We start from the raw sequence: 24,585 nt of genomic DNA, 5'->3' as shown, positions 1-24,585 counted from the left end.
GCCAGATTTGCTCATTGCAGCCGCAAAGATAATAATCGCAGCCGGAACTTCATTGTTGCAATATTTGCAACAGCCCCCAGACCGCATCTACACCTCGACGATGACATAATTGTCCTCGACGTGCACCGGAAACGTCTCGGCCACATACGGCCCCTTCTGCAGATCCTCGCCGCTCTCGACCGCGACCGGATAGGAGCGGATCCTGAAGCGCTTCGGGTCGAACCAGGACTGGCCGTTGCGGATGTCGAACTCCCAGCCGTGCCAGGGACAGCGCAGCATCTCGCCGATGCGCTCGCGGTGATAGATGCCGGGCTCGGGCGAGGTCAGGCGCGCGACGCAGGCGGCCTTCTCCAGCGGCGCACCTTCATGCGGGCAGCGATTGAGCAGCGCAAAGAATTCGCCGTTGACATGGAACACGACGATGTCGCGCCCCTCGATGCCGAACACCTTGTTGCCGCCGGCAGGAATATCGCTGGTGCGCGCGACGATGTGACGAGTCATTGCGCTCTCAAAATTTATATACGGCGCGCGCGTTGCTGTTGAAGATTTTCCGGCGCTCGGCCTCGGTCAGCGGCGTCTTGAAGGCATAGCGCGCGTCGTCATAGTCCCAGTGCGGATAGTCCGACGAGAACAGCAGGCGGTCGATGCCGACCCATTCGATCAATGAGCGCAGATGCTTCGCCTCATCCGGCTCGTCGATCGGCTGGGTCGTGAACCAGAAGTGATCCTTCACATATTCGGACGGCTTGCGCTTGAGATGCGGCACCTCGCTGCGGAAGCGCTCGAAGTGCTGGTCCATCCGCCACATCGCCGACGGAATCCAGCCGAAGCCGCCCTCGATGAACACGATCTTCAATCTCGGGAAGCGCTCGGGGATGCCTTCGAGCACCAGGCTCGTCAGCTGCGAGGCCACCGTGTGCGCGTTCGACTGATGCTCCTCGCAATAATAGGACGGCCAGCCGCCGCCGGTCGGCGCGTGGCCGCCATAGCCGCCGACATGGATGCCGAGCGGCAGATCGAGCTCCTGCGCGCGGGCATAGATCGGCCAGTAGCGTCTGCGGCCGAGCGGCTCGTTGGCGCGCGGCGAGACGTTGATCTGGATGTACTCGCCCGTCTTGGCGCAGCGGTCGATCTCGGCAATGCCAAGCGCGGTATCGTCCTGCCCGACCAAGATCGAGGCCTTCAGTCTGACATCGCGATGCGCCCAGAACGCCAGCTGCCAGTCATTGATCGCGCGCTGGATCGCGGCACCGAATTCGAGATTCTGCTGCGAGAAGATGAAGAGATCGAGCACCTGCAGGATGCCGTACTCGACGTCGAAGGGATCGAGATGCTGCTTGCGCATGAAGTCGAGATCGGAGCCCGGCACGCCGCCGGTCGGCGGCCAGGCATCGCGCCGCGCGATCAGCGGCGAGGAGCGCGGATAAGGCGTGGTGCCGATATAGGGCGTGCGCAGATGGCTGCCGTACTCCTTGAGATGCTGCTGCCAGCGCTTCGGCAGGAACTCGTTCAGGTCATTGTGCGAACGGAGGCTCGGGTGAATGTCGCAGTCGATGATCTTGAGCCGCGTTTGCGCGGTGCGATCTTCATCCCGCATCGGGCGGTCGATGACATCACTCATGCGATCCTCCTTTGTCGAGTCGATGCGATCTTCCTTCACCTCTCCCAAAGGGAGAGGTCGGATTGCATCGCCAGATGCAATCCGGGTGAGGGGTTAGGGTCCCTCGTGAGACCTGCGCCCCCTCACCCGGCGCTGCGCGCCGACCTCTCCCCGGTGGGGAGAGGTGTGGCACCACCGATGCGATGTGATTGCACTCAAATCTCATGCTCACAAATCCAGCTTCAAACGCGGAAAGGTCTCCAATGGATTGTCCGCGCACATCCGCGAGACGATGCTGTCAGGCAGATGCCGCGGGATCGGATCGTCGCCATCGAACTGCCAGTGCGGATAGTCCGACGCAAACAGGAACATCTTGTCCGAACCGATCTGGTCGATGATGTCCTCGACGGCAGTCGGATCGGCTGGCGCATCGAACGGCTGCATCGTCACGCGAAAATGGTCGCGGATGATCGATGCCGGCTCGCGCTCGACCCAGGGCACCTCGACGCGGACGCCGCGCCAGGTCTTGTTGGCGCGCCACATGAAGGCCGGCAGCCAGCTGACGCCTGATTCCATCAGCACAATCTTGAGATCGGGGAATTTGCCGAACACGCCCTCATAGATCAGGCTCAGGGTCTGCGCCTGGAACGCCTGGGCTTCCATCAGGTAATATTCGTAGCGATAGGACGGCCAGCCGATCGAGCTCGGCGCTGTCCGATAGGCGCTGCCGGCGTGGATCGCAATCGGCAGTCTGTATTTCTCCGCGACCTGATAGATCGGCCAGTGATGGCGACGCCCGAGCAGCGTCTCGCCCTGCGCCAGCACCAGCACGGACACGAAGCGGTTGTCGCTGGCGCGGCGCTCGATCTCCTCGATCGCAAGATCCGGCGCCTGGATCGGCACCACGATCGAGGCGCGCAGCCGCTTGTCCTTGGACAGCCATTCGGCCGCGATCCAGTCGTTGATCGCCTTGCAGAAGCCAGCGGCCATGCAGGGATCGAACACCGCCTGCGCGCCATAGACGACGTTGCAGATCGCATGGCTGGCGCCGAGCTGATCGAACGCGCCGCGCTGCACCATGGCGAGATCGCCAGCCGGCTTGCTGCCGTCGGCCGGCCGCCAGTCGGCGCGGCCAGACAGCGGCATCGATGGCGGATAGGAATTGAGATCGAGCCCGTCGATGGCGCGGCTGACCACCTGCTCCTTCCAGTGATCGTCGAGATAGGGCAGCAGCGTGGTGCGCGTTCCCCCGACCGAGGGGTGGATATCGCAATCGATGCGCGTGGCCGGCATCACGTCTCCCTCGGGTGCGTTTCCTTGGTCTTCATTGTTGGCGGCGACGCAGCCGCGGCTCCGACTGTGACGCCGACGGCGCAATCCTGCAAGCCGCCAGACGCGGAGCCGGTCTGCTTCAGCGGCGCATCTGCGCCCCCGGCGGGCGCTCACGAACGGTTCAGCGCCTGACTAAATTTTCGCCTATCGCGGGCCGAACCCACGGCTTACGCTGCAGGCGATCCCCGCTCCTTCCCGCCTTCGCCAACTTCCCCGGAGACATCATGCCCCTGCTCATCCGTGGCGGCACCGTCGTCAATCACGATCATTCGCGCCGCGCCGACGTCCTGATCGACGGAGAAGCCATCGTTGCCGTCGGCGCGATCGATCCGCCGACTGGAGCCGAGATCATCGATGCCGGCGGCTGCTTCGTGATGCCTGGCGGCATCGATCCGCACACCCATCTCGAAATGCCGTTCATGGGAACCGTCACGGCGGACGATTTCGAATCCGGCACCAAGGCGGCGCTGACCGGCGGCACCACGATGGTGGTCGATCACTGCCTGCCCGATCCCGGCCAGTCGCTGCTGTCGGCCTATCAGGACTGGCGGCGCAAATCCGAGGGCGCGGCGGCCGACTATGGCTTCCACATGGCCATCACCTCCTGGTCGAAGCAGATCCACGACGAGATGGAGATCGTGGTCAAGACCTACGGCATCAACACCTTCAAGCATTTCATGGCCTACAAGGGCGCGCTGATGGTGAACGATGACGAGCTCTACAACTCGTTCGCCCGTTGCGCGGGCCTCGGCGCGATGCCGCTGGTGCATGCCGAGAACGGCGACATCGTCGCGCGGATGCAGGAGGCGATGCTGGCGCGCGGCGTCACCGGCCCGGAGGGCCATTCCTATTCGCGGCCGCCCGAGGTCGAGGGCGAGGCCACCAACCGCGCCATCATGATCGCCGACATGACCGGCACGCCGCTCTATGTCGTGCACACCAGCTGCCGCGAATCCCATGAGGCGATCGCCCGCGCCCGCGCGGCCGGCAAGCGCGTCTATGGCGAGCCGCTGATCCAGCATCTGCTGCTGGATGCGCGCGAATATGAGAGCAAGGACTGGAACCACAGCGCGCAGCGCGTGATGTCGCCGCCGTTCCGCGACAAGGTGCACCAGGACAGCCTGTGGGCCGGCCTGCAGTCGGGCTCGCTGCAGGTGGTCGCGACCGACCATTGCGCCTTCACGACAGAGCAGAAGCGGTTCGGCCTCGACGATTTCCGCAAGATCCCGAACGGCACCGGCGGACTGGAAGACCGTATGCCCTTGCTGTGGACATCAGGCGTCGGCACCGGACGGTTGACCAAAGAGGAATTCGTCGCAGTGACCTCGGCCAACATCGCCCGCATCCTCAACATCTATCCGCGCAAGGGCGCGGTCGCGGTCGGCTCCGATGCCGACGTCGTGGTGTGGGATCCCGCGGCGACGAAAGCGATCCGCGCCAAAACGCAGTTCAGCAAGATCGATTACAACGTGTTCGAAGGCTTCAACTGCACCGGCGCGCCGGCCGTGACGCTCTCGCGCGGGCGGATCGTCTGGAAGGACAACGATCTCCGCGCGGAGAAAGGCGACGGCCGCTACATCGAACGCCCTGCGTTCCCCGCCGTCCACATCGCGAACTCGACCTGGAAAGAACTGACCGCACCACGCGCCGTCTCGCGTGGAGCCGTGACGCCGTAAGGGCGGCGCGCTTTCTTCGCCTCGCCCCGCTTGCGGGGAGAGGCCGGATCGCATCACAGATGCGATCCGGGTGAGGGGGAGTCTCCGCGAGTCCGTCTGCTAATTTTTTGAGGAAGCAGCCCCTCACCCTAACCCTCTCCCCGTGAAGAACGGGGAGAGGGGAATGAGAGAGCGCCCATGCTGCCAAACGCTACGGCTTCACCTCATCGCTCACCGGCGACGTAATCACCAGGAACACCAGATCAACCAACCCAGAATTCGAGATCGCGTGCTCGACGCCGGGCGGCAGGAAGATCACGTCGTGCTTGCGCACCACGCGTGACTCGCCCGCGATCTCCATCAAACCCTCGCCGTCGAGCACGTGATAGATCTGCTCCTGCACGAGGTGCTTGTGCCGCGCGACATGGGCCATCGGCTGGTACAGCGAGATGCGGTAGTCGAGATGGCGCGAGCCCGCGGTCTCCGGCATCACCAGCGGCTTCGACAGCGCGCCGCCGAAATGGTTGGGAAACTCGCGCCACGGCACCTCGGCGATGTTGCGGATGAAGGCACCGCTATTGTCCTCGGTCATGTCAGCATCTCCGCATCAAACCACCAGCGCGCCGCCGTCGAGATAGACCGTCGCGCCGGTCATGAAGCCGTTGGTCATGAAGGCGATGATTTGCCGCGCGACGTCCTCGCCCTCGCCGACCCGCCCGACCGGCAGCGAGGCCGCAGCCTTCGCCAGCATCTCCTTGCGTGCCTCGGCCGGCATCGCGGCGCGGATCGGCGTGTCGATGATCCCAGGCGAGATGCAATTGACGCGGAGCGGCGCCAGCTCCAGCGCGAGCGCGCGGGACAGCGATTCCAGCGCGGCGTTGGCCGCACTGATGATCGCGGAATTCGGCCGTGGGCGAATGCTCAGGAAGCCCGACACCAGGGTGAGCGATCCGCCGGCGCGGATGTCGGCCGCGCGGGCAACACGCCAGGCGCCCCAGAACTTGCTCTCCATGGTGGCGCGGACATCGTCCATCGCCACCGTCTTGAACGGACCGGTGCGCAGTTGCGCGGCGGAGACGACGACGTGATCGACCGGCCCGCTGCGTTGAAACAGATTGGCGACGCTGGCATCGTCGGTGACATCGGTCGGGATCGCCGTCGCTTTCAGCCGCTCCGCCAGCACCTCGAGCCGGCCGGCATTGCGCGAGGCGATGATGACATCGGCGCCTTCCCGCTTCGCGAGCTCCGCGGTGGCGAGCCCGATGCCCGAGGAGCCGCCGACCACCACGACCGTCTTGCCTGCAAGCGTCATTGTTGTTGTCCTTCGCTGATGATGTCGTGTGCCGCGATCAGGCCGGCTGATAGCGCGTGCCGATGCCGGCCTTGCTCTGGCCGAGGCCCGGCAATTCCCAGACGCCGGCGCCGACGGGATTGACGTCGGCGGCGATATCGACGTCGATCAGATAGGGCTTGTTCGCCGCGATGCCCCTGCGCACGGCCTCGCCGATATCGGCGGCGCGATCGATCCGCACGCCCTCGACGCCGCAGGCGCGCGCCATCGCGGCGAAATCCGGATTGTAACGCTCGCCTGTGTTGGGGTCCTTGAAGTCGGTCGCGAGCTCACGGCCGTTGAGATAGCCGCGCTGCAAGCCGCGGATCGAGGCATAGGCGTAATTGTTCCAGACCACCCAGACCACGGGCAGATTGTATTCAACCGCCGTGCCCAGCACATTGGCGTGCATGAAGAAGGCGCCGTCGCCGCACACGGAGACGCAGGGCCGGTCGGGAGCGGCGAACTTCGCGCCCATCACGCCGGCGACGCCAAAGCCCATTGGGCCGAACCCCATCGAGCCGATCAGCGAATCCGGCCGCCGCGGCTTGCAGAAGCCGAGCAGCCAGTTGTGATGCACGCCGATGTCGCTGACCAGGATCGCATCCTCAGGCAGCGCCTTGTCGATCTCGGCCGCAGCGCGCTGCGGATTGATCGGCGTGGTGTCGTCGGAGAAGCCGGGCGCGACGAAGCGGTCCCACTCCCTGCGATAGGTGTCGATCTGCGCCAGCCACTTCTGCCGCGCATCCGCTTTCGCCGTGAGACTGGCGCGGCGGTCGAGCTCGGCGTGGACCTGCTGCAGGAACACGCGCACATCGGCCATCAGCCCGAGCGCGACCGGATAGTTGCGGCCGATCTCCTCGGGATCGATGTCGACATGGATCAGCCGCGTCGGCGGGATGGTGAAGGAGTAGCCGGGAATCCACGAGCTCGAGGTGCGGTCGTCGAAGCGCACGCCAAGCGCCAACAGCACATCGGCCTGCCGCGTCGCGTGATTGGCCTGATAGTGCCCGGCGCGCGCGACGAGCCCGAGCGCGAGCGGATGGTGACAATCGAGGCCGCCGAGGCCGCTGGCGGAGGCCGCGACCGGAATCTGCAGCCGCTCGGCGAGCTTCTTCAATTCCGCCGCCGCTCCGCCATAGCGCACGCCCTGCCCGATCAGGATCACCGGCCGCTCCGCCGACAGCAGCATGTCGACGGCCTTCACCACGCCTTCGGGATCGGCGCCGCAGCGGCTGGAGATGTTGGCGTTCCACGCTTGCGCGTTCGGCGCCTCTTCGGCCGCGGATTCCATGAAGACGTCGAAGGGCACGTCGAGCACCACGGGCCCGGGCCGCCCTGATGTCATGGTCTTCCAGGCCTGCCGCACCGCGAGCGGCACCATCTCGCCGCGGGTCGGCTGGAACACCTTCTTGCACATCGTGCGCACCGTGGAGGGAAAGTCGGCCTGATAGTGCCGATACATCTCCTGGAACGCGCCGCGATTGAACTGGCTAGTCGGCACGTTGCCGGTGACAGCCATGAACGGCACGGAATCCAGGAATGCGTTCGCCAGCGAGATCGGCAGATTCGCCGAGCCCGGGCCGCAGGAGGTGAAGGTCGCGGTCGGCCGTCCCGACACGCGGTAATAGACGTCGGCCATGAAGCCCGCGACGCTCTCGTGGTGCACCGAGATGGTCTTGATGTCGGAGGAGCGCTCATACAGCGCATCGATGAACTGGATGTTGCCGTGGCCGCACAGGCCGAACACCTGCGGCACCTTCTCCTGGATCAGATAGTCGACGATGACCTGCGCCCCGTTGAGCCTATTGCCTGACATCGCCTGCACTCTCCCATGACGCCCAACGGACTTTATTTTTCGGCGGCTGACGCCGCCCTGCCGGCTTTTTGGCAGCTCATCGCCGCCCCGCCGGTTGGCCCCGGCCTTGATACGCGGGACGGTATGTCTCATAATACCGAACGTCAATTGCTATTGTGATACGGCATCACCGCCGCAAAGAGAGGCCCCGTGAAAGCGCGCACCAAAGAGAAGGCCAACGGAAAGCCGCCCGGCCTGCGCAAGGCGGCGATCGCCAAGCTGGTGCAATCGCCGCATCGCGACATCGACGAGGACGCCGAGGATCGCGCCCGCGGTGGCGTGCAGTCGCTGGGCCGCGCGTTCTCGATCCTGGAAGAGGTCGCACGTCACCGCGACGGCATCGGGCTTGCGGATCTGAGCAAGCTGGTCGGCCTGCACAATTCCACCACCTTCCACCTCGCCAAGACGCTGGTGTCGCTCGGCTACATGCGCCAGGAGAAGGACACGAAACGCTACCGGATCGGCCGCCCGCTGTTCGCGCTCGCCGCCAGCGCGCTCGACGAGATCGAGATGGTCAATGTGGCGACGCCGATTCTCGAGGATCTCTCGCGCGAGACCGGCGAGAGCGGCCACTTCGCGGTGCGGATGGGCGATGCCGTCGTGGTGATCGCGCGCACCGCGGGTCCCGGCGCGTTCCAGCTCACCGACCGCGTCGGCGTGGTGCGGCCTGCGCATTGCACCGCGCTGGGCAAGATCATTTTGGCCTCGCTGCGTCACGATCAGTTGACGCGTTTCCTGGAGCGGACTGAGCTCAAGCCGTCGACCAAGAAGTCGGTCACCGATGCGGCGGCGCTGGTCCGTGAGATCAACGAGATCAGGCGCACCGGGATTGCTTTCGACGACGGCGAGTACAATGCCGAGGTGCGCTGCATCGCCGTGCCCGTGATGGATTTCACCGGCCAGATCATCGGCGCGCTCGGCATCTCCGGCCCGATCTGGCGGCTAACCAACCAGGCGCTGCAGACGCATGCCAAGGCGGTGCGCGCGACCGCGAACCGGCTCTCAGTGGAGTTCGGTGCGAAGGGGCTGGCGAAGCCGAGCTGACCGAAGCACCGTTGAGCGCTTGCCGCGGCGGGACTGCGCCCCCTCGCCCCGCTCTTGAGGGGAGAGGGTTGGGGTGAGGGGCTCTCTCCGCACGAATGGTCATACCGAATTCGCGGAGACTCCCCCTCACCCGGAACGCATCTGGCGATGCGTTCCGGCCTCTCCCCGCAAGCGGGGCGAGGCGAAGAAGCGATCGCGGCATAACCGTCACTTCTACGACCAAAGACGCGCGGCGCTGTTTGACGTTGACACGCACCACCGCGTCCGGAAATATCCTCCAATAATAAAAAAATGTCTCTCACAATGTCGCATACGCGACGAGAGCTGGCCACGCCGCCCGGGAGGAGACCATGATCCGCTACAGCCGACGCAAGTTCCTGCACGACAGCGCCATCATCGCCGGCCTATCTACGATCGGATGTCCATCGATCGTTCGTGCGCAATCCGACAAGCTCAAGATCGGTCACCTGACGCCGCTCACCGGCTTCCTCGGCGCGATCGGCGGCTATGCGCAGCTCGGCGTGAAGCTCGCAGCCGAGGAGATCAACGCGGCCGGCGGCGTCATGGGGCGCCAGATCGATTTGATCTCGGAAGACTCGGTCAATCCCGCCACCGCATCCACCAAGGCCCAGCGCATGTTCGAGCAGGACGGCGCGGCGGTGCTGCTCGGCGAAATCTCGTCGGCCTCGTCGCTGACCATCATGCAGGTCGCCGAGCGCAACAAGAAGGTGTTCTTCTCGACCGGCGCCCGCTCGGATGCGCTGCGCGGCAAGAGCTGCAACCGCTACTCCTTCCACTGCGACATCCCCAACACCGTGATGGTCAATGCGGTCGGCACCGCGCTGCTGGCGAAGGGCATGGTGAAGGGCAAGAAGTTCGTCACGCTGACCGCGGACTACATTTTCGGGCACGATCTGCTCAAGGCGGCAAAGCTGTTCTTCGACGCCAACGGCGCCAACCTAATCGGCGACGAGATGATCGCAACCGACGTCACCGACTTCAGCCCGTATCTGCTGAAGATCCGCCAGGCCAAGCCCGACGTGGTCTGCTGCAATCTCGCCGGCAACCAGGTCACCAACCTCGTCAAGCAATATGCCGAGTTCGGCTTCCCCTATCCTTTGGTTGGCTTCAACCTCAACACCGGCGATGCCTGGGCCGCCGGTGAAGGCAATCTCAGCGGCATCTGGCCGACCGTCTGGTATCACACGCTTGCCAACGCCGGCTCGAAGGCCTTCGTCGCCGCCTTCGAGAAGAAGTACAACAAGCCGCCGGAGAACCACGCCTGGATCGAATATGTCTCGCTGAAGATGCTGGCGCAGGCGATCAACGAGACCAAGTCGACCGACACCGAGAAGCTGATCGGCTATTTCGAGAAACAGACCGAGTTCGACATCCTGAAGGACCGCAAGGCCTATTTCCGCGCCTGGGATCATCAGCTGGTGCAGGAAGCCTATCCATTCACGGTGAAGGCCAAGGGCGACATGAAGGACAAATGGGACATGCTGGTGCTGGGTGATGCGGTGCCGGCGGCCGGCGCGCCGCTGGAATCGATCTATCCGACGAAGGCGCAGAATCCGTGTGAGATGAAGGTGTGATGGACTGGCCGCAGGCTCCATTCACCTCTCCCGCTCGCGGGGGAGGTCGCATCGCATCGGTAGATGCGATGCGGGTGGGGGCTGCTTCCACAATATGACTCGCGGAGAGACCCCCACCCCAGCCCTCCCCCGCGAGCGGGAGAGGGGGCGCACTTACCGCGCGGATGCGGTTCGCCTCACCGAGCTGTAGAAACATGCAATTCTCATTCTTGCTGGAACAGGTGGTGAATGGCCTCGTGCTCGGGGGCTACTATCTCCTGATCGCGCTCGGGCTGTCGCTGATCTTCTCGGTCGGCGGCATCGTCAATCTCGCGCATGGCGCGTTCTATGCGCTCGGCGCCTATGCCTCCGTCGAGCTCACACAATATCTCGGCTTTGGCCCGGCGGTGGTGCTGTCGCCGGTCGCGGTCGCGCTGCTCGGCATCCTGTTCGAACGCTTCATCCTGCGCCGCTTCTACACGGCGGATCCGATCCTGAGTCTGCTCGTCACCTTCGGCCTCGCGCTGGTCACCGAGCAGGCGATCCGCATCGTCTGGGGTGCTGCGCCGCTGTCGGCGGCGATACCGCCGGCGTTCCGCGGCTCGATCTTTGTCGGCGACTTCCTGTTCTCGCGCTATCGCCTGCTGATCCTCGGCGTCGTGGCGGCGGTGCTGCTCGGTGTCTGGCTGTTGCTGCACAAGACCTCGTTCGGCCGCGTGGTGCGCGCCGGCATCCAGCGGCCGGACATGGTGGCGGCGCTCGGCATCCGGCTGCAGCCCTACATGACCGCGATCGTGATGCTCGGCGTCGGCATGGCCGCACTCGGCGGCGCGTTCTTTGCGCCGATCTCGATCGTGCATCCGGCAATGGGCGCCGAGATCATCACGGTCGCCTTCGTGGTGGTGGTGATCGGCGGCCTCGGCAGCTTCTGGGGCGTGGTGATCGCCGCCCTTCTTGTCGGTGTCGTCAGGGGCATTACCATCCACTTCGCGCCGGCCGCCGGTGAAGCCTCGATCTATGTGCTGATGTTCCTGGTGCTGATGGTGCGGCCGCGCGGCCTGCTCGGCGAGCGCATCGAGAAGTTCGAATGACGAGGTCCGCCGCTGACAAATATCGCCCGCTGTTGCTGGCGACACTCGCGCTGATCGCGCTGCCGTTCCTGCTGCGCGCGCTCGGCCTGTCCCTGAACAGCGGCATTCAGGTGGTGGCGCTGTCGGTCGCCGCAATGGGACTCAACCTCTGCATCGGCTACACCGGCCTCGTCTCATTCGGCCACGGCACCTGGTTCGGCATCGGCGCCTACGCCGCCGGCCTGATCCAGCTGCATTATTTTCCAGGCCAGATCTGGCTGCCGCTACTGGCTTCGACAGTCGTCGTCGCCGTGAGCGCAACGATCATCGGCATCATCATCCTGCGCCGACGCGGCGTCTATTTCTCGCTGCTGACCCTGGCGTTGTCAGCGCTGACCTATACCACCGCATTCCGCTGGACCAGCCTGACCGGCGGCGAGGACGGGCTCGGCGGGTTGAAGCGCGGCCATCTCGGCCCTCTTCATCTCGACGACACGCTGACCTATTACATCGTCGTCGCGCTGATCGCGCTCGCGACGCTCTACCTCTTGCTGCGGCTGGTGCGCTCGCCGTTCGGTCATGTGCTGGTGGCGATCCGCGAGAACCAGCTCCGCGCAGGCTTTCAGGGTTATCCGGTCGAGCGCTACAAGCTCGCGGTGTTCGTGATCTCGGCCGTCGTCACCGGCCTCGCCGGCGCGCTGATCGGCTTCCAGAACTATCTGGTGTCGGCGGAATCGGTCTCGGTGCCGTTCTCCGGCGAGCTGCTTGCGATGGTCGTCATCGGCGGCATGCGCAGCATGCTTGGCCCCGCGCTCGGTGCGCTCTTCTTCATCCTGTTCCGCGAGCTGTTCTCGATCTGGACACAAAACTGGCTGCTCTGGTTCGGCCTGATCTTCGTCGGCTTCGTGATGTATTCGCCCAACGGACTCGTCGGCATCTGGTCGCAAATATCACGCCGCCTCTGGCCCGCACCGGAAGAGGCCGCCGCGATGAGCCGGCGCAAGACCTATGACGGCCTGCCGCTGCCGGAGTTCTTGATCCCCGAGAGCCGCGTCGGCATCGTGCTCGATGTCGCCGGCGTCTCGAAATCGTTCGGCGGCATCCGCGCGGTGTCGAACGCCAGCTTGAAGATCGCCGCCGGCGAGATCCACGCGCTGATCGGCCCGAACGGCGCCGGCAAGACGACGCTGTTCAATCTGGTCTCCGGCCTCTATCCGACCGACAAGGGCACGATCGCGCTGAACGGGCGCGAGATCCAGGGCACGCCGCCGGACTTGATCTGCCACCAGGGCCTGTCGCGCTCGTTCCAGATCACCAATCTGTTCAAGGGGCTTTCGATCTACGAGAACCTGCGGCTGTCGCGGCAGGCGCAGCATCCGAGACGATTCAATCTCTGGCGCGACATCGACAGTTACAAGGACATCCACGCCGAGACCCAGGCGTTGGTGAAATTCCTTGGCCTCGAAGGCATCGAGACCATCGAGGGCGGCGAGCTCTCCTATGGCGGGCAGCGGCTGGTCGATCTCGGCATCGCGCTCGGCTCGAAGCCGAAGGTGCTGCTGCTCGACGAGCCGCTCGCGGGGCTGGCCGCCGCCGAGCGCGAGCGCGTCTCCAACCTGATCAAGTCAGTCGCCGCGAAAGTGCCGATCCTGATCGTCGAGCACGACATCGACCGCGTGCTCGGTTTCTCGCACCACGTCACCGTGATGAACCAGGGCGAGGTGCTGATGACCGGATCGCCCGCCGAGGTCCGCGTCGACCGCCGCGTGCAGGAGATCTACACCGGCACGGGCATCCCGCCGGTCGAGCATGCGCGCAGCGCCGATGCAGCCACGGAGGCCACTCCGCTGCTGCGCTTCGAGCGCGTCAACACTTTCTACGGCAAGAGCCACATCCTGCATGACGCCAGCTTCGACGTGCGCCGGGGCGAGATCGTCGCCATGCTCGGCCGCAACGGCGCCGGCAAGTCGACCTTGCTGAAGACGCTGGCGGGCTTGACGCCGATGGCGTCTGGCAGCATCGCGTTCGACGGCAAGGACATCTCCAACTTCCCCGCGCCCGACATCGCCCGGCTCGGCATCGGCTATGTCCCGCAGGGCCGCGGCCTGTTCGCGGGCATGACGGTGCGCGATAATCTCGCGCTCGGTCGCCTCGCCCGCGCCACCGATGGCGCGGGTGGCGTGGTCTGGAGCGAGGAGGAAATCCTCGATCACTTCCCGCGCCTGCAGCAGCGCATGAACGTCGCCGCCGACTATCTCTCCGGCGGCGAGCAGCAGATGGTCGCCGTCGCCCGCGCGCTGTCGGGCAACGTCAAACTGCTGCTGCTCGACGAACCCTTCGAGGGCCTCGCGCCCGCCGTGATCCTGGACCTGTTCAAAGTGTTCGACCGCCTGCGCGAAAAGATCTCGATCGTGATCGTCGAGCACAATCTCGACCTCGTCCTCGCGCTGGCCGACCGCGTCTTCGCGCTGGAGCGCGGCGCGGTGTTCCACGAGGGCCCGGCGAGCCAGCTGCTGGTCGATCTCGATTACCGGAAGAAGGTGCTGTGGCTGTGAAAGGCGCGCGGACGGGTATCGTCTTCTGAGCCGATTCGGTATATCAGGTGTGGAGGTAGAACGAAGGACGCACGGGGACCATGCCTAGGCAAGCGCAAACGGGCGGGATTATCTACAAGCGTTGCTATTTCGATTGGGGCGGCCGCTGCGCCTATTGCGGCATGGGACTGCCGCGGATCAAACGTCTGGGTAAGGTCCAGGCCACCGTCGACCATTTCATTCCGCTCTCGAAGGGCGGCCGAAATGCCAGGTTCAACCGCGTGCTGGCCTGCTTCGATTGCAACATGGCCAAGGACAACATCGATCCTCGCGAGACCAATCAGTGGCCCGAGGTCGCCAGGCGCCTCGCGGAGATCGCCGCGACGCCGAACATCAGCCACAAGCGGCTCAAGCCGCTGGTGGCCGAACTGGCGAAAGAGGTTTTCGGCGAAGCGTAGCTAGTCGATCCCTGACGGTTTGGTGGGACGGAGCGCGGAGCAGGTTCACGACGAAAAAGGCCGCCAGCGTTTCGCCAGCGGCCTTTCTGATTTGGTCACCGTCAGTTCGGCCGCATCACTGCGCGCCGGAGCCGCCCTGCACGATCTTCTCGTTCAGCTTCGCGTCGACGGTCTCCACGGTGCGGTCGATGTCGGCGCTGGGGGCGCCGAGCTGGTGCGAGATCAGCTTCACCAGCAGGTCGACACGCTCGATGAAGGGCGCGCCGGCGGCGACCGCACGCGCCGCCGATGACGGCTTCAGCAGGCTCTCCGCCGCCTTGGCGTATTTCGCGAACGGCACCTGGTCGGCCGGGTCGGCGCCGAGCTTCCGCGCGATGCCGTCGACGTGGTCGTAGATCGCCTGCGACTGCTTGATGTCGCCGTGCACGGCGTCGCGGATCGACTGCGGCTCCGATGGCGTGATGCAGCGATAGTTGCCGGTCAGCAGCATCGACCATTTCGCCAGCGGGACGAACAGCGAGTCGAACACTTTCAGCTTCACCGGCACGTCCTGGCCGTCGAGCGTCACCGCGTCGATGTCGGCTTCCAGCTCGCGCAGCACCTTGTTGTGCGCCTCGTCTTCGAACACCGCGGCCTTGAAGTTGGTGGGCAGGCCGACATGCAGCACGTTGGCCGCCTCTTCCGGCGGACGGAACGCCTGCGGATCGGGCGAGCACAGCGTGACGAGGCCCGGCTGGAAGCGCTCCCACACCTGCGCGTTGGTGTAGGCCTCTTCGAGGTCCATGCCAGCGAGCGCGGGAATGCGCTTCAGGTATGGCAGCGGCGGCATGTTCATGATCGAGAGGCACGGCAGCCCGGCAGCCGCAATTTTCACCATCAGCACGCGGACGGTGTGGTTGGTGTATTGCGGCTCCTGCATCGCCAGCGCGACCATGTCGTAGCGGGAGACGTCGACATTGCCCGGCGTCACCGCATCGAGCTTGCCGGGCAGGTTGCGCGAGACAATCGCGCGATGCACGGCCTCGTCGCGCAGCTTGATGCGCACCTCGGTGCCGTCGCGATTGATCAGCTCGGCCGTCTTCTGCCGGCACACCAGCGTGACGTTATGCCCCGCCATCAGCAGCTTGGTCCCCAGCAGCGAGCCGTAGGAGGCCCCGAGAATCAGAATATTGCGCGCCATGCTCTCTCTTTCATCGCTATGCTTGGGGCAGCCCCATACCGCGGGGGTGTTATCGCCAATCGGCGGATATGACAATCGCGCAAAGGGCCTTAAACGTTAACGTCTTTTAGCCCTGCCGGCGCCTCCGCTATGCTAGGGATCAGCCGCTGGGCCGCGCCTGCGCCAGACATTGCAATCAAGGGAGTACCCCCATCATGAAACGCCGGACATTCCTCAAGGGCGGCGCGCTGGCCGGCGCGACAACGCTGGTTGCGGCGCCTGCGATCGCGCAAGGCATGCCCGAGATCAAATGGCGTTTGACCTCGAGCTTCCCGAAGTCGCTCGACACCATTTTCGGCACCGCGCAGACCTTCGCGAAATACGTCGCCGAGGTCACCGACAACAAGTTCCAGATCCAGACTTTCGCCGCCGGCGAGCTGGTGCCCGGCCTGCAGGCGCTCGATGCCGTCAGCGTCGCCACCGTCGAGATGGCGCAGACGCCGCTCTATTTCTACATCGGCAAGGAGCCGGCGCTGGCCTATGCCACCGGCGTGCCCTTCGGCATGAACCACCGCCACCAGGAATCCTGGTGGGCGTTCGGCGGCGGCGCCGACCTCACCAACGAGGCGCTGAAGCCGTTCAAGGCGCACGCCATCCTGTGCGGCAATTCCGGCACCCAGATGGGCGGCTGGTTCCGCAAGGAGATCAAGACCGTCGAGGACCTCAACGGCCTCAAATTCCGCATCGCCGGCATGGGCGGCCATGTGCTGGCCCGGCTCGGCATCGTGCCGCAGCAGATCGCCGGCGGCGACGTCTATTCGGCGCTGGAGAAGGGCTCGATCGACGCCGCGGAATTCGTCGGCCCCTATGACGACGAAAAGCTCGGCTTCTACAAGGTCGCAAAATACTACTACTTCCCCGGCTGGTGGGAGGGCGGCGCCATGCTGCACATGATCGTCAATGACGAGAAATGGGCCTCGCTGCCCAAGCAGTACCAGGCGGTCCTCAACCAGGCCGGCTCGGCCGCGGGCGCCTGGATGCTGGAGAAATACGACAGCGTGAACCCCGCCGCGCTGAAGCGGCTGATCGCCGGCGGCGCAGAGCTGCGCGCCTTCCCGCAGCCGGTGATGGAAGCCTGCTACAAGGCGACGCAGGATCACCTCAACGAGATCTCCGAGAAGAGCCCGCTGTTCAAGAAGACCCGCGAGAGCCACGACGCCTACATGAAGGAAGTGCTGTTCTACACCCAGATCGCGGAAAACTATTACGACAACTATCTGCTCAGCAAAACCCGCAAGACCTGAGCACGCGACAACCGCGCCCTGAGGGCGCCAAGAACAACAAAGGGGAGGCTTTGATGGATCAGGCAGCAAGCGCCGAGGCGGCCCTCGACGCCGACTTGCGCGATGCGATCGCGCGCACGGACGTTCCGGGCGTGGTCGCGCTGGTCACCGACCGCGACCGCGTGCTGTACCGGAACGCGTTCGGCGTGACCGATGTCGCGAGCAGGCGCAAGCTCACGACCGATGCGCTGTTTCGCATCGCCTCGATGACCAAGGCGATCACCTCGGTGGCGCTGATGCAGCTCGTCGAACAGGGCAGGCTCGGGCTCGACGATGCGGCCGAAAAATATCTGCCGGAGCTCGTTGGCGTTCAGGTCTTTGAAAGCTTCGACGCGGCAACCGGCGCCTACAAGCTTCGTTCCGCCGCGCGCCCACCGACGGTCCGGCACTTCCTTACCCACACGTCCGGCCTCGCCTATCCCTTCACCAGCGAAATCTGGCGCGATTTCAGGCCGGCCGACGGCAAGACCTATCCGTATGGCGGGCCGCTGCTGTTCGATCCCGGCGAGCGCTGGCACTACAGCACCTCTACCGACGTGGTCGGCCGTCTCGTCGAGGTGATCGCGGGCCAGAAGCTGGAAGACTATTTCCGCGAACACATCTTCGCACCGCTCGGGATGCCCGACACTTCCTACAACGTGCCGCAGGCCAAGGCTGAGCGCCTCGTCGCGCAGCAGCAGCGCGGCGGCGCGCGGATGGACGGCGCGGTGGAGCTGCAGGATCCGCAGCTCGGGCTCTCGATTCCCTCGCCGGTCGGTGGCGGCGGTCTTGCCTCGACAGCGGAAGACTACGGCCGCTTCGTCCGCATGCTGCTCAATGGCGGCGCGCTCGACGGCGCGCGGGTGCTGAGGGCCGACACGGTGGCGCTGATGGGCGAGAACCATATCGGCGCGGTCTCGGTGCCAGCGATGAACAGCGTGCTGCCGCGCAGCGCCGACTTCACCTTCATCGCCGACAACAGAGACAAATGGGGGCTGGGGTTCCTGATCACCGTTGATCAGGTCGCGGGAAAGCGCGCGCCCGGCAGCCTGAGTTGGGGCGGCATCAACAACACCTTCTTCTGGATCGATCCCGCGCAGGGCATCGCCGGCGTGATCATGATGCAGTTCCTGCCGTTCGCCGATGCCCAGGCGCTCGCCGTCTACGACGCGTTCGAACGCGGCGCCTATCGGCTGGCGGCTGCGTCGCGGTAAAGCGGAATCGATCTGACATTCACCTCTCCCCGCGCTTTTGCGGGGAGAGGTCGACGTCGGAGCGCAGCGCAGGCGGCGGGTGAGGGGCGAGGCAAACTGACAGCCCCGCGTTCTCCTGTTTGCCGACTGATCGATCGAGGAGTCGGTCGGACTGTCCGTGTGGCACGATCGTGCACGGCCCCTCACCCGAAATTCGCTGACGCGAATTTCGACCTCTCCCCGCTAAAGGGCGGGGAGAGGTGAAGATCGTGGTTGCGATGCGATCTCTTCAAAAGCATTGCGGGGCGCCCTCAGAGAGGGCGCCCCGCATTTGTTGAGCAACCTGTCGGCTTGGCTTAGCCGAACTGGTTCATCGTGTTGTGCGCGCCGCCCGCCTTCAGGGCCGCTTCGCCGGCGAAGTATTCCTTGTGATCGTCGCCGATGTCGGAGCCCGCCATGTTCTGGTGCTTGGCGCAGGCGATGCCCTGACGGATCTCGGCGCGCTGCACGTTCTTGACGTAGCCGAGCATGCCCTGCTCGCCGAAGTAATCCTTCGCCAGATTGTCGGTCGACAGCGCGGCCGTGTGATAGGTCGGCAGCGTGATCAGGTGGTGGAAGATGCCGGCACGCTTCGAGGAATCCGCCTGGAAGGTGCGGATGCGCTCGTCGGCTTCGATGGCCAGCGGCGTATCGTCGTATTCCGGCTTCATCAGCTCGGCGCGGTTGTACTTGCTGACGTCCTTGCCGGCTTCTTTCATGGCATCGTAGACCTGCCAGCGGAAGTTCAGCGTCCAGTTGAACGACGGCGAGTTGTTGTAGGCGAGCTTCGCGTTCGGCACGACCTTGCGGATGCGGTCGACCATGCTGGCGATCTGCTCGATATGCGGCTTCTCGGTCTCGATCCACAGCAGGTCGGCGCCGTTCTGCAGCGAGGTGATGCAGTCGAGCACGCAGCGATCCGCACCGGTGCCGGGACGGAACTGGTAGAGGTTCGAGGGCAGCCGCTTCGGGCGCATCATCTTGCCGTTCTGGCTGATGATGACGTCGCCGTTCTTGACGTTCGCAGCCGTCACTTCCTCGCAATCGAGGAAAGAGTTGTACTGGTCGCCGAGATCGCCGGGCTTGTGGCTGACGGCGATCTGCTGCGTCAGGCCGGCGCCGAGCGAGTCCGTGCGGGTCACGACGATGCCGTCTTCGACGCCGAGCTCGAGGAAGGCGTGGCGGCAGGCGCGGATCTTCGCAAGGAAGACGTCATGCGGCACGGTAACCTTGCCGTCCTGGTGGCCGCACTGCTTCTCGTCCGAGACCTGGTTCTCGATCTGCAGCGCGCAGGCGCCCGCCTCGATCATCTTCCGAGCGAGCAGGTAGGTCGCCTCGGCATTGCCGAAGCCGGCGTCGATGTCGGCAATGATCGGCACGACATGGGTCTGGAAGTTGTCGATCTTCTCGATCAGCTCCTTCTCCTTCGCCTTGTCACCTTCCTTGCGCGCCTTGTCGAGCGTGCGGAAGATGTCGTTCAGCTCGCGCGAGTCGGCCTGGCGCAGGAAGGTGTACAGCTCTTCGATCAGCGCCGGCACCGAGGTCTTCTCGTGCATCGACTGGTCGGGCAGCGGCCCGAACTCGGAGCGCAGCGCCGCGATCATCCAGCCCGAGAGATAGAGATAACGGCGATCGGTCTTGCCGCCGAAATGCTTCTTGATCGAGATCAGCTTCTGCTGGGCGATGAAGCCGTGCCAGCAGCCGAGCGACTGGGTGTACTTGGTCGGGTCGGCGTCATAGGCCGCCATGTCGGCACGCATCAGCGCCGCGGTGTAGCGGGCGATGTCGAGGCCGGTGCGGAAACGGTTCTGCAGGCGCATGCGCGCCACGGCTTCGGCCGTCACCCCGTTCCAGGTCGGCTTGGTTTCGAGCAACGCCTTCGCCGACTCGATCTCTTCTTGATAGGAAGCCGGGCCCTGGAGGGTCCGATCGCTGATCCCGCGCGGTTGGAAGTTCATGTTCGTGATCCCTTTGGTGACGGTAACTGCCACCTATTTGACGCGCTGCATCACGAACCGCTAGCCATGGCGCGGAAAACTTGTCATTCTTTACAAGAAAGCGATGTAATGCTGTAATAACATTACAATCCAGAGGAATTGGACCATGGCGACCTCCCCGTCCAGCACCCGTTCCGTCTTCATGGGCCCCCGCCTGCGCCGGCTGCGGCGCGACCTCGGCCTGACCCAGGCCGACATGGCGGCGGATCTGGAAATCTCCGCCCCCTACGTCGCGCTGCTGGAGCGCAACCAGCGGCCGGTCACCGCCGACATGCTGCTGCGGCTGGCGCGCACCTACAAGATCGATCTCGCCGATCTCGCTGGCGACGGCGGCGCCGATCATGCGGCGCGGATGCAGGCGATCATGAAGGAGGCGATGTTCGCCGACATCGACATCCCCGCGCTCGAGATCTCCGATCTCGCGGTCAGCTATCCCGGCGTGACCGAAGCTTTCCTGCGTCTCTACACCGCCTATCGCGAGGAGCAGCTCGCGCTCGCCGATCGCGCAATGCCGGCGACATCAGCGGCGCCGGGCGAAAACTTCGACGCCAACGACCCCGTCGCCGAGGTGCGCCGCTTCCTCGCGGCCCGCCGCAACAATTTTCCGCAGCTCGATGACGCCGCCGAGCGGCTGGCGCAGATGCCCGCCGGCACCAATGGCTTCGTCGAACGGTTGCAGTCGCGTCACAATCTGCAGGTCCGCTATCTGCCGCCGAACGTGATGCTCGGCTCGGTCCGGCGCCTCGACCTGCATCGCCGGCAGCTCTTGATCGAAGACTCCCTCGACAATGCCAGCCTGCATTTCGAACTGGCAAAGCAGCTCGCCTATCTCGAGCTCGACGACGAGATCGGCGGAGCGCTCGAAGGCGCCCAGTTCACCTCAAAGAGCACAGAGCTGCTGGCGCGCCGCGCGCTTGCCGCTTACGCCGCCGCCGCGATCATCATGCCCTACTCGACCTTTGCGAAAGCCGTCGAGACCCGCCGCTACGACCTGGAGGCGCTGGCGCGCCAGTTCGGGACCAGTTTTGAACAGACCGCTCATCGCATCACGACCTTGCAGCGGCCGGGCCTGGAAAAGGTGCCGTTCTTCCTGATCCGCGTCGATCCCGCCGGCAACATCTCGAAGCTGCTCGATGGCGCGGGATTTCCATTCGCAAAGCATGGCGGCGCGTGTCCGCTGTGGTCGGTGCACGGCATCTTCAAGACGCCGCGCCAGATCGTCACGCAATGGCTGGAGCTGCCCGACGGCCAGCGCTACTTCTCGATCGCCCGCACCGTCACCGCCGGCGGCGGTTCGTTCGGCGCCATCCGCGTCGAGCGCGCGATCGCGATCGGCTGCGCCGCCGAGCATGCCAGCCAGTTGATCTACACGCGCGACGGCCAATGCCCGCGCGCGGATGAACCGACCCCGATCGGCGTCGCCTGTCGCGTCTGCCACCGCCCGAAATGCGCGGCACGCTCGGCGCTGCCGATCGGCCGCGAGATCTTGCCTGACGATTTCAGGACATTGAGCGTGCCGTTCGGATTCTCGGCGGATTGAGCGCGAGGGCGCTTCGATTATCGCCCGCCAGCGACCTTCGGCCGGCAATGGCTTGGCATGCAGCCTGATTTCGGCGCGGCCTCCGCGATCGTCTTCGTCTGAGGTTGGACGTGGATCACGGTGACATAGAGACCGAAGACGATGCACCCAACGGTCAGCGATGCGACCGCAACGCGCACACCGCCTTGGAACAGCAACTTGAGCAGGGGACGTAACCGCATGTCCTCTTGGGTAGAGCTGAGTCGTTAATCGTTCGTAGCCGCGCAGCGTCATCCCACGAGTTGCGTCCATATCCGCACTGAAACGCGAGACCTCACGGCCAGTCCGCGAAATTCAGCGTCGGCCTGGCGCGCCCGCTCCTGACACGCGCGGCGACGCGCCGACGCCAGGCGCCCGGCGCTTCGCCGGTGTGCTTGCTGAAGAAGCGGCTGAAATACGCCGTGTCCTTGAAGCCGAGCGCGAACGCGATCTGCTTGACGGTGGCGCTGCTGGCCTCCAGCCGCGTCGCGGCTTCGCGGACGATGCGCTGCTGGATCAGCGCGCTCGGCGATCGCTTCAGCTCGCGGCTGCACAGCGCGTGCAGGCGGTCCGGTGTCATGCCGAGCAGCGCGGCATAGTCGGCCACCCGCAGCTGCTGGTGATAGCGCTCCTCGACCAGCCTTCGGAAGCGGCTCAGGATCTCGGCGCTGCTGCCTTCCTCCTCGGACTCGCTGTCGCCGGCGAACAGGCGCCAGAAGCGCAAGGCGCAGAGCGTCAGTTCCGCCGACATGATCGACGCCGCGCCGCTGCGCGCCGGCGTCGCGATCTCGGCGGTGATCGCCGCGATCGACCGCGACACGGTCGTGGCAAGATCGGGCGCGACCGGAAGCGCGAGGATGCCGCTGGCCGCTTCCAGCGCGAGATAGGCCGGCTCCGCCGAGGGCGGCAGATAGCGATGCCACGCGCCGGATTTGAGCTGCAGCAGTTCGGCGCTCGTCCCCGCCGCGACATCGAGATGCTCGGCCGATCCCGCCGGCAGCCAGACGATGGCCGGCCCCGACAACGCGATCGCATTGCCCGCACCGACCACTTCGGCGACGCCGCCCGCATGCAGGCAGAGCAGATGGATGAACGGCCGCGCCGCCCTGGACGAGAGCGACCAGCGCCGCGCCTCATAATGGGTGGCGATCACCTCGGCCCCGATCACCGCCGGCCCGGCCGCCGGGACGGATGGCGCCCGGCCCGCCCCCGCGACCCCTCGACGCAGTTGGCCGGATTGACCGGATATATCCAAGCTTTCGCCAGATCTGTCCATTGCCGGAGCAAAGCCGAGGGTGCTTGCTGGGTCAAGTCCGGGCGTGGCGGCAAGCCACCGCAAAGAGAAAGCCGGGACGACAGGAAACGACCTGCATTGCCAACAATCGCTCGAGTGAAACTCGACAGGAGGCTCGACATGCTTGCGACGAACCGTCCAACGATGCTGCGCATCACCAGGCTGGCGGCGATCGCCGCGGCGCTGGCGACCTTTGCGCCCACGGCCGATGCCCAGGAGAAAATCCGCATCGGCTATGCGATCTCCAAGACCGGTCCCTATGCCGGCGGCGCCAGCATCACCACGTTGCCGAACTACGAATTATGGGTGAAGGACGTGAATGCCGCCGGCGGCATCAAGCTCGGCGACAAGAAGCTGCCGATCGAAATCGTCGAATATGACGACCGCTCGAGCTCGGAAGAAGCAGTGCGCGCGATCGAGCGCCTCGCCAATCAGGACAAGGTCGATTTCATCCTGCCGCCCTGGAGCACCGGCCTCAATCTCGCAGTCGGCCCGACGCTGAACCGGCTCGGCTATCCGCATCTCGCCGTTACGTCAGTCACCGACAAGGCGCCGGAGCTGGCAAAACGCTGGTCGAACGCGACGTTCTGGCTCGGCACCTCGGCGCAGATTTCCGAGGGGCTGGCCGAATTGCTCGGCAAGCTGAAGAGCGAGGGCAAGATCGGCCCCAACATCGCGATGGTGAGCGTCGCCGACCAGTTCGGCATCGAGCTTTCGGCCGCCGGCCGCGAGGCCTTCAAGAAGGCCGGCTTCACGCTGACCTATGACAAGACCTATCCGATGGGCTCGCAGGACCTGCAGCCGCTGCTCAACGACGCGATCGCGGCCAAGCCCGATGCGTTCATCGCGTTCAGCTATCCGCCGGATACGATCGCGCTGACCGAGCAGGCGCAGCTTCTGAAGTTCAATCCCAAGGTCTTCTATGTCGGCGTCGGCACCGCGTTCCCACTCTACAAGGGCAAGTTCGCCGCCAACAGCGACGGCGTGATGGGGATCGGCGGCTGGAACGCCGACTCACCGCAGCTGAAGGACTATCTCGCCCGCCACAAGGCCGCGACCGGCAAGGAGCCGGATCGCTGGGCGAGCTCGATCACCTATGCCAGCCTTCAGGTGCTGCAGCAGGCGATCGAGAAGGTCGGCAAGCTCGACCGCACCGCGATTGCCGCCGAAATTCGCTCCGGCACGTTCGACACCATCATCGGCAAGATCAAGCTGAAGGATGGCTTGCTGCAGGAAGTCTGGAGCGTCGGCCAGTGGCAGAACGGCGAGTTCTACGCGCTGGCGCCGACATCGCTGCCGGGCGCCCGCACCCCCGTCGTGCCCAAGCCGCAGTGGCAGTGACGCTCGCTTGGCGCGCGACCGCATATGAAAGGCGCGACGCTCGCCGCCGGCTCGCCTTGCCTCTCCCGCTTGCGGGGGAGGCCGACACGCATCGCAGATGCGTGGCGGGTGGGGGTGTCTCCACAGTGGGATTCCCAATGCGGCGAGACCCCCACCCCGCCCTCCCCCGCGAGCGGGAGAGGGAGGCTAGCGACGCTGCTCACATCACTTCGATGCTCTTGCAGCGA

19 protein-coding genes are annotated in these 24,585 nt (G+C 65.1%); 10 read left to right on the top strand and 9 right to left on the bottom strand.

Going from position 1 to position 24,585, the window contains the following annotated elements:
- Positions 1-87: 87 nt before the first annotated feature.
- The 3 genes from JQ604_RS22890 to JQ604_RS22880 form a co-directional block, all read right to left on the bottom strand.
- Positions 88-501, bottom strand: coding sequence for a Rieske (2Fe-2S) protein (locus tag JQ604_RS22890; RefSeq protein ID WP_212362091.1), 414 nt, complete (start codon positions 499-501; stop codon positions 88-90).
- 7 nt (positions 502-508) lie between these two features.
- Positions 509-1,621, bottom strand: coding sequence for an amidohydrolase family protein (locus JQ604_RS22885; RefSeq protein WP_212362087.1), 1,113 nt, complete (start codon positions 1,619-1,621; stop codon positions 509-511).
- Positions 1,622-1,828: 207 nt separating this feature from the next.
- Entirely contained in the window at positions 1,829-2,893 is a 1,065-nt protein-coding gene (locus JQ604_RS22880; protein ID WP_212362084.1) for an amidohydrolase family protein, read from the bottom strand.
- Between the two features lie 263 nt (positions 2,894-3,156).
- On the opposite strand from JQ604_RS22880, the gene hydA reads away from it, so the two are divergent.
- Positions 3,157-4,608 carry a dihydropyrimidinase gene (gene hydA, locus JQ604_RS22875; protein ID WP_212362082.1) on the top strand — a complete coding sequence of 484 codons (1,452 nt, stop codon included), beginning with the start codon at positions 3,157-3,159 and terminating at the stop codon, positions 4,606-4,608.
- A gap of 190 nt (positions 4,609-4,798) precedes the next feature.
- Here hydA and JQ604_RS22870 read toward each other — a convergent pair whose 3' ends face one another.
- Genes JQ604_RS22870 through JQ604_RS22860 form a run of 3 tightly spaced genes read right to left on the bottom strand, consistent with a single transcriptional unit; the run spans position 4,799 to position 7,736 of the window.
- Positions 4,799-5,179: a cupin domain-containing protein gene (locus JQ604_RS22870; RefSeq protein WP_212362080.1), complete on the bottom strand. Its 381-nt coding sequence runs from the start codon at positions 5,177-5,179 to the stop codon at positions 4,799-4,801.
- A gap of 15 nt (positions 5,180-5,194) precedes the next feature.
- The gene (locus JQ604_RS22865; protein ID WP_212362075.1) at positions 5,195-5,899 is read right to left on the bottom strand and encodes an SDR family oxidoreductase; all 705 of its coding nucleotides are present in this window, start codon (positions 5,897-5,899) and stop codon (positions 5,195-5,197) included.
- A 37-nt stretch (positions 5,900-5,936) separates the two neighbouring features.
- Positions 5,937-7,736 (bottom strand): thiamine pyrophosphate-binding protein, encoded by a 1,800-nt coding sequence (locus JQ604_RS22860; protein ID WP_212362073.1) that lies wholly within the window; start codon positions 7,734-7,736, stop codon positions 5,937-5,939.
- A 189-nt stretch (positions 7,737-7,925) separates the two neighbouring features.
- Between JQ604_RS22860 and JQ604_RS22855 the strand changes: the two genes are divergently transcribed.
- The 5 genes from JQ604_RS22855 to JQ604_RS22835 all read left to right on the top strand — a co-directional run bounded on the left by JQ604_RS22855 (position 7,926) and on the right by JQ604_RS22835 (position 14,455).
- A complete protein-coding gene (locus JQ604_RS22855; protein ID WP_212362071.1) occupies positions 7,926-8,819 on the top strand; it encodes an IclR family transcriptional regulator in 894 nt (297 codons plus the stop codon).
- A 350-nt stretch (positions 8,820-9,169) separates the two neighbouring features.
- Positions 9,170-10,414, top strand: a complete 1,245-nt coding sequence (locus JQ604_RS22850; protein WP_212362060.1) for an ABC transporter substrate-binding protein — start codon at positions 9,170-9,172, stop codon at positions 10,412-10,414.
- Between the two features lie 194 nt (positions 10,415-10,608).
- Positions 10,609-11,484 (top strand): branched-chain amino acid ABC transporter permease, encoded by an 876-nt coding sequence (locus tag JQ604_RS22845; RefSeq protein ID WP_212362058.1) that lies wholly within the window; start codon positions 10,609-10,611, stop codon positions 11,482-11,484.
- Positions 11,481-14,018 carry a branched-chain amino acid ABC transporter ATP-binding protein/permease gene (locus tag JQ604_RS22840; protein WP_212362056.1) on the top strand — a complete coding sequence of 846 codons (2,538 nt, stop codon included), beginning with the start codon at positions 11,481-11,483 and terminating at the stop codon, positions 14,016-14,018. The genes JQ604_RS22845 and JQ604_RS22840 overlap by 4 nt, the downstream gene beginning before the upstream one ends.
- A gap of 80 nt (positions 14,019-14,098) precedes the next feature.
- Positions 14,099-14,455, top strand: a complete 357-nt coding sequence (locus JQ604_RS22835) for an HNH endonuclease (protein ID WP_212362054.1) — start codon at positions 14,099-14,101, stop codon at positions 14,453-14,455.
- 115 nt (positions 14,456-14,570) lie between these two features.
- Here JQ604_RS22835 and JQ604_RS22830 read toward each other — a convergent pair whose 3' ends face one another.
- A complete protein-coding gene (locus JQ604_RS22830; RefSeq protein ID WP_212362049.1) occupies positions 14,571-15,635 on the bottom strand; it encodes a ketopantoate reductase family protein in 1,065 nt (354 codons plus the stop codon).
- Positions 15,636-15,829: 194 nt separating this feature from the next.
- Between JQ604_RS22830 and JQ604_RS22825 the strand changes: the two genes are divergently transcribed.
- A complete protein-coding gene (locus JQ604_RS22825; RefSeq protein ID WP_212362047.1) occupies positions 15,830-16,918 on the top strand; it encodes a TRAP transporter substrate-binding protein in 1,089 nt (362 codons plus the stop codon).
- 53 nt (positions 16,919-16,971) lie between these two features.
- A complete protein-coding gene (locus JQ604_RS22820; protein ID WP_212362044.1) occupies positions 16,972-18,150 on the top strand; it encodes a serine hydrolase domain-containing protein in 1,179 nt (392 codons plus the stop codon).
- A gap of 335 nt (positions 18,151-18,485) precedes the next feature.
- Here JQ604_RS22820 and JQ604_RS22815 read toward each other — a convergent pair whose 3' ends face one another.
- The gene (locus JQ604_RS22815) at positions 18,486-20,126 is read right to left on the bottom strand and encodes an isocitrate lyase (protein ID WP_212362041.1); all 1,641 of its coding nucleotides are present in this window, start codon (positions 20,124-20,126) and stop codon (positions 18,486-18,488) included.
- A 145-nt stretch (positions 20,127-20,271) separates the two neighbouring features.
- Here JQ604_RS22815 and JQ604_RS22810 point away from each other — a divergent pair, with 145 nt between their 5' ends.
- A complete protein-coding gene (locus JQ604_RS22810; RefSeq protein ID WP_212362040.1) occupies positions 20,272-21,705 on the top strand; it encodes a helix-turn-helix domain-containing protein in 1,434 nt (477 codons plus the stop codon).
- Between the two features lie 313 nt (positions 21,706-22,018).
- Here JQ604_RS22810 and JQ604_RS22805 read toward each other — a convergent pair whose 3' ends face one another.
- Entirely contained in the window at positions 22,019-22,891 is an 873-nt protein-coding gene (locus tag JQ604_RS22805) for a helix-turn-helix domain-containing protein (RefSeq protein WP_349631133.1), read from the bottom strand.
- Between the two features lie 246 nt (positions 22,892-23,137).
- On the opposite strand from JQ604_RS22805, the gene JQ604_RS22800 reads away from it, so the two are divergent.
- Positions 23,138-24,358: an amino acid ABC transporter substrate-binding protein gene (locus JQ604_RS22800; RefSeq protein WP_249158563.1), complete on the top strand. Its 1,221-nt coding sequence runs from the start codon at positions 23,138-23,140 to the stop codon at positions 24,356-24,358.
- Positions 24,359-24,585: the final 227 nt, after the last annotated feature.

Source organism: Bradyrhizobium jicamae (assembly GCF_018130695.1).
GTDB classification, from domain to species: domain Bacteria; phylum Pseudomonadota; class Alphaproteobacteria; order Rhizobiales; family Xanthobacteraceae; genus Bradyrhizobium; species Bradyrhizobium jicamae_B.
The sequence above is the reverse complement of the archived record's forward strand: the minus strand, read 5'-3'. Positions and strand labels throughout refer to the sequence as shown.

Coding starts and splice junctions, on each gene's coding strand:
- JQ604_RS22880 (WP_212362084.1), bottom strand. CDS start 2,893: ATGCCGGCCACGCGCATCGATTGCGATATCCACCCCTCGGTCGGGGGA.
- JQ604_RS22800 (WP_249158563.1), top strand. CDS start 23,138: ATGCTTGCGACGAACCGTCCAACGATGCTGCGCATCACCAGGCTGGCG.
- JQ604_RS22870 (WP_212362080.1), bottom strand. CDS start 5,179: ATGACCGAGGACAATAGCGGTGCCTTCATCCGCAACATCGCCGAGGTG.
- JQ604_RS22865 (WP_212362075.1), bottom strand. CDS start 5,899: ATGACGCTTGCAGGCAAGACGGTCGTGGTGGTCGGCGGCTCCTCGGGC.
- JQ604_RS22820 (WP_212362044.1), top strand. CDS start 16,972: ATGGATCAGGCAGCAAGCGCCGAGGCGGCCCTCGACGCCGACTTGCGC.
- JQ604_RS22835 (WP_212362054.1), top strand. CDS start 14,099: ATGCCTAGGCAAGCGCAAACGGGCGGGATTATCTACAAGCGTTGCTAT.
- JQ604_RS22840 (WP_212362056.1), top strand. CDS start 11,481: ATGACGAGGTCCGCCGCTGACAAATATCGCCCGCTGTTGCTGGCGACA.
- JQ604_RS22830 (WP_212362049.1), bottom strand. CDS start 15,635: ATGGCGCGCAATATTCTGATTCTCGGGGCCTCCTACGGCTCGCTGCTG.
- JQ604_RS22890 (WP_212362091.1), bottom strand. CDS start 501: ATGACTCGTCACATCGTCGCGCGCACCAGCGATATTCCTGCCGGCGGC.
- JQ604_RS22825 (WP_212362047.1), top strand. CDS start 15,830: ATGAAACGCCGGACATTCCTCAAGGGCGGCGCGCTGGCCGGCGCGACA.
- JQ604_RS22860 (WP_212362073.1), bottom strand. CDS start 7,736: ATGTCAGGCAATAGGCTCAACGGGGCGCAGGTCATCGTCGACTATCTG.
- JQ604_RS22810 (WP_212362040.1), top strand. CDS start 20,272: ATGGCGACCTCCCCGTCCAGCACCCGTTCCGTCTTCATGGGCCCCCGC.
- JQ604_RS22815 (WP_212362041.1), bottom strand. CDS start 20,126: ATGAACTTCCAACCGCGCGGGATCAGCGATCGGACCCTCCAGGGCCCG.
- JQ604_RS22885 (WP_212362087.1), bottom strand. CDS start 1,621: ATGAGTGATGTCATCGACCGCCCGATGCGGGATGAAGATCGCACCGCG.
- JQ604_RS22850 (WP_212362060.1), top strand. CDS start 9,170: ATGATCCGCTACAGCCGACGCAAGTTCCTGCACGACAGCGCCATCATC.
- JQ604_RS22845 (WP_212362058.1), top strand. CDS start 10,609: ATGCAATTCTCATTCTTGCTGGAACAGGTGGTGAATGGCCTCGTGCTC.
- hydA (WP_212362082.1), top strand. CDS start 3,157: ATGCCCCTGCTCATCCGTGGCGGCACCGTCGTCAATCACGATCATTCG.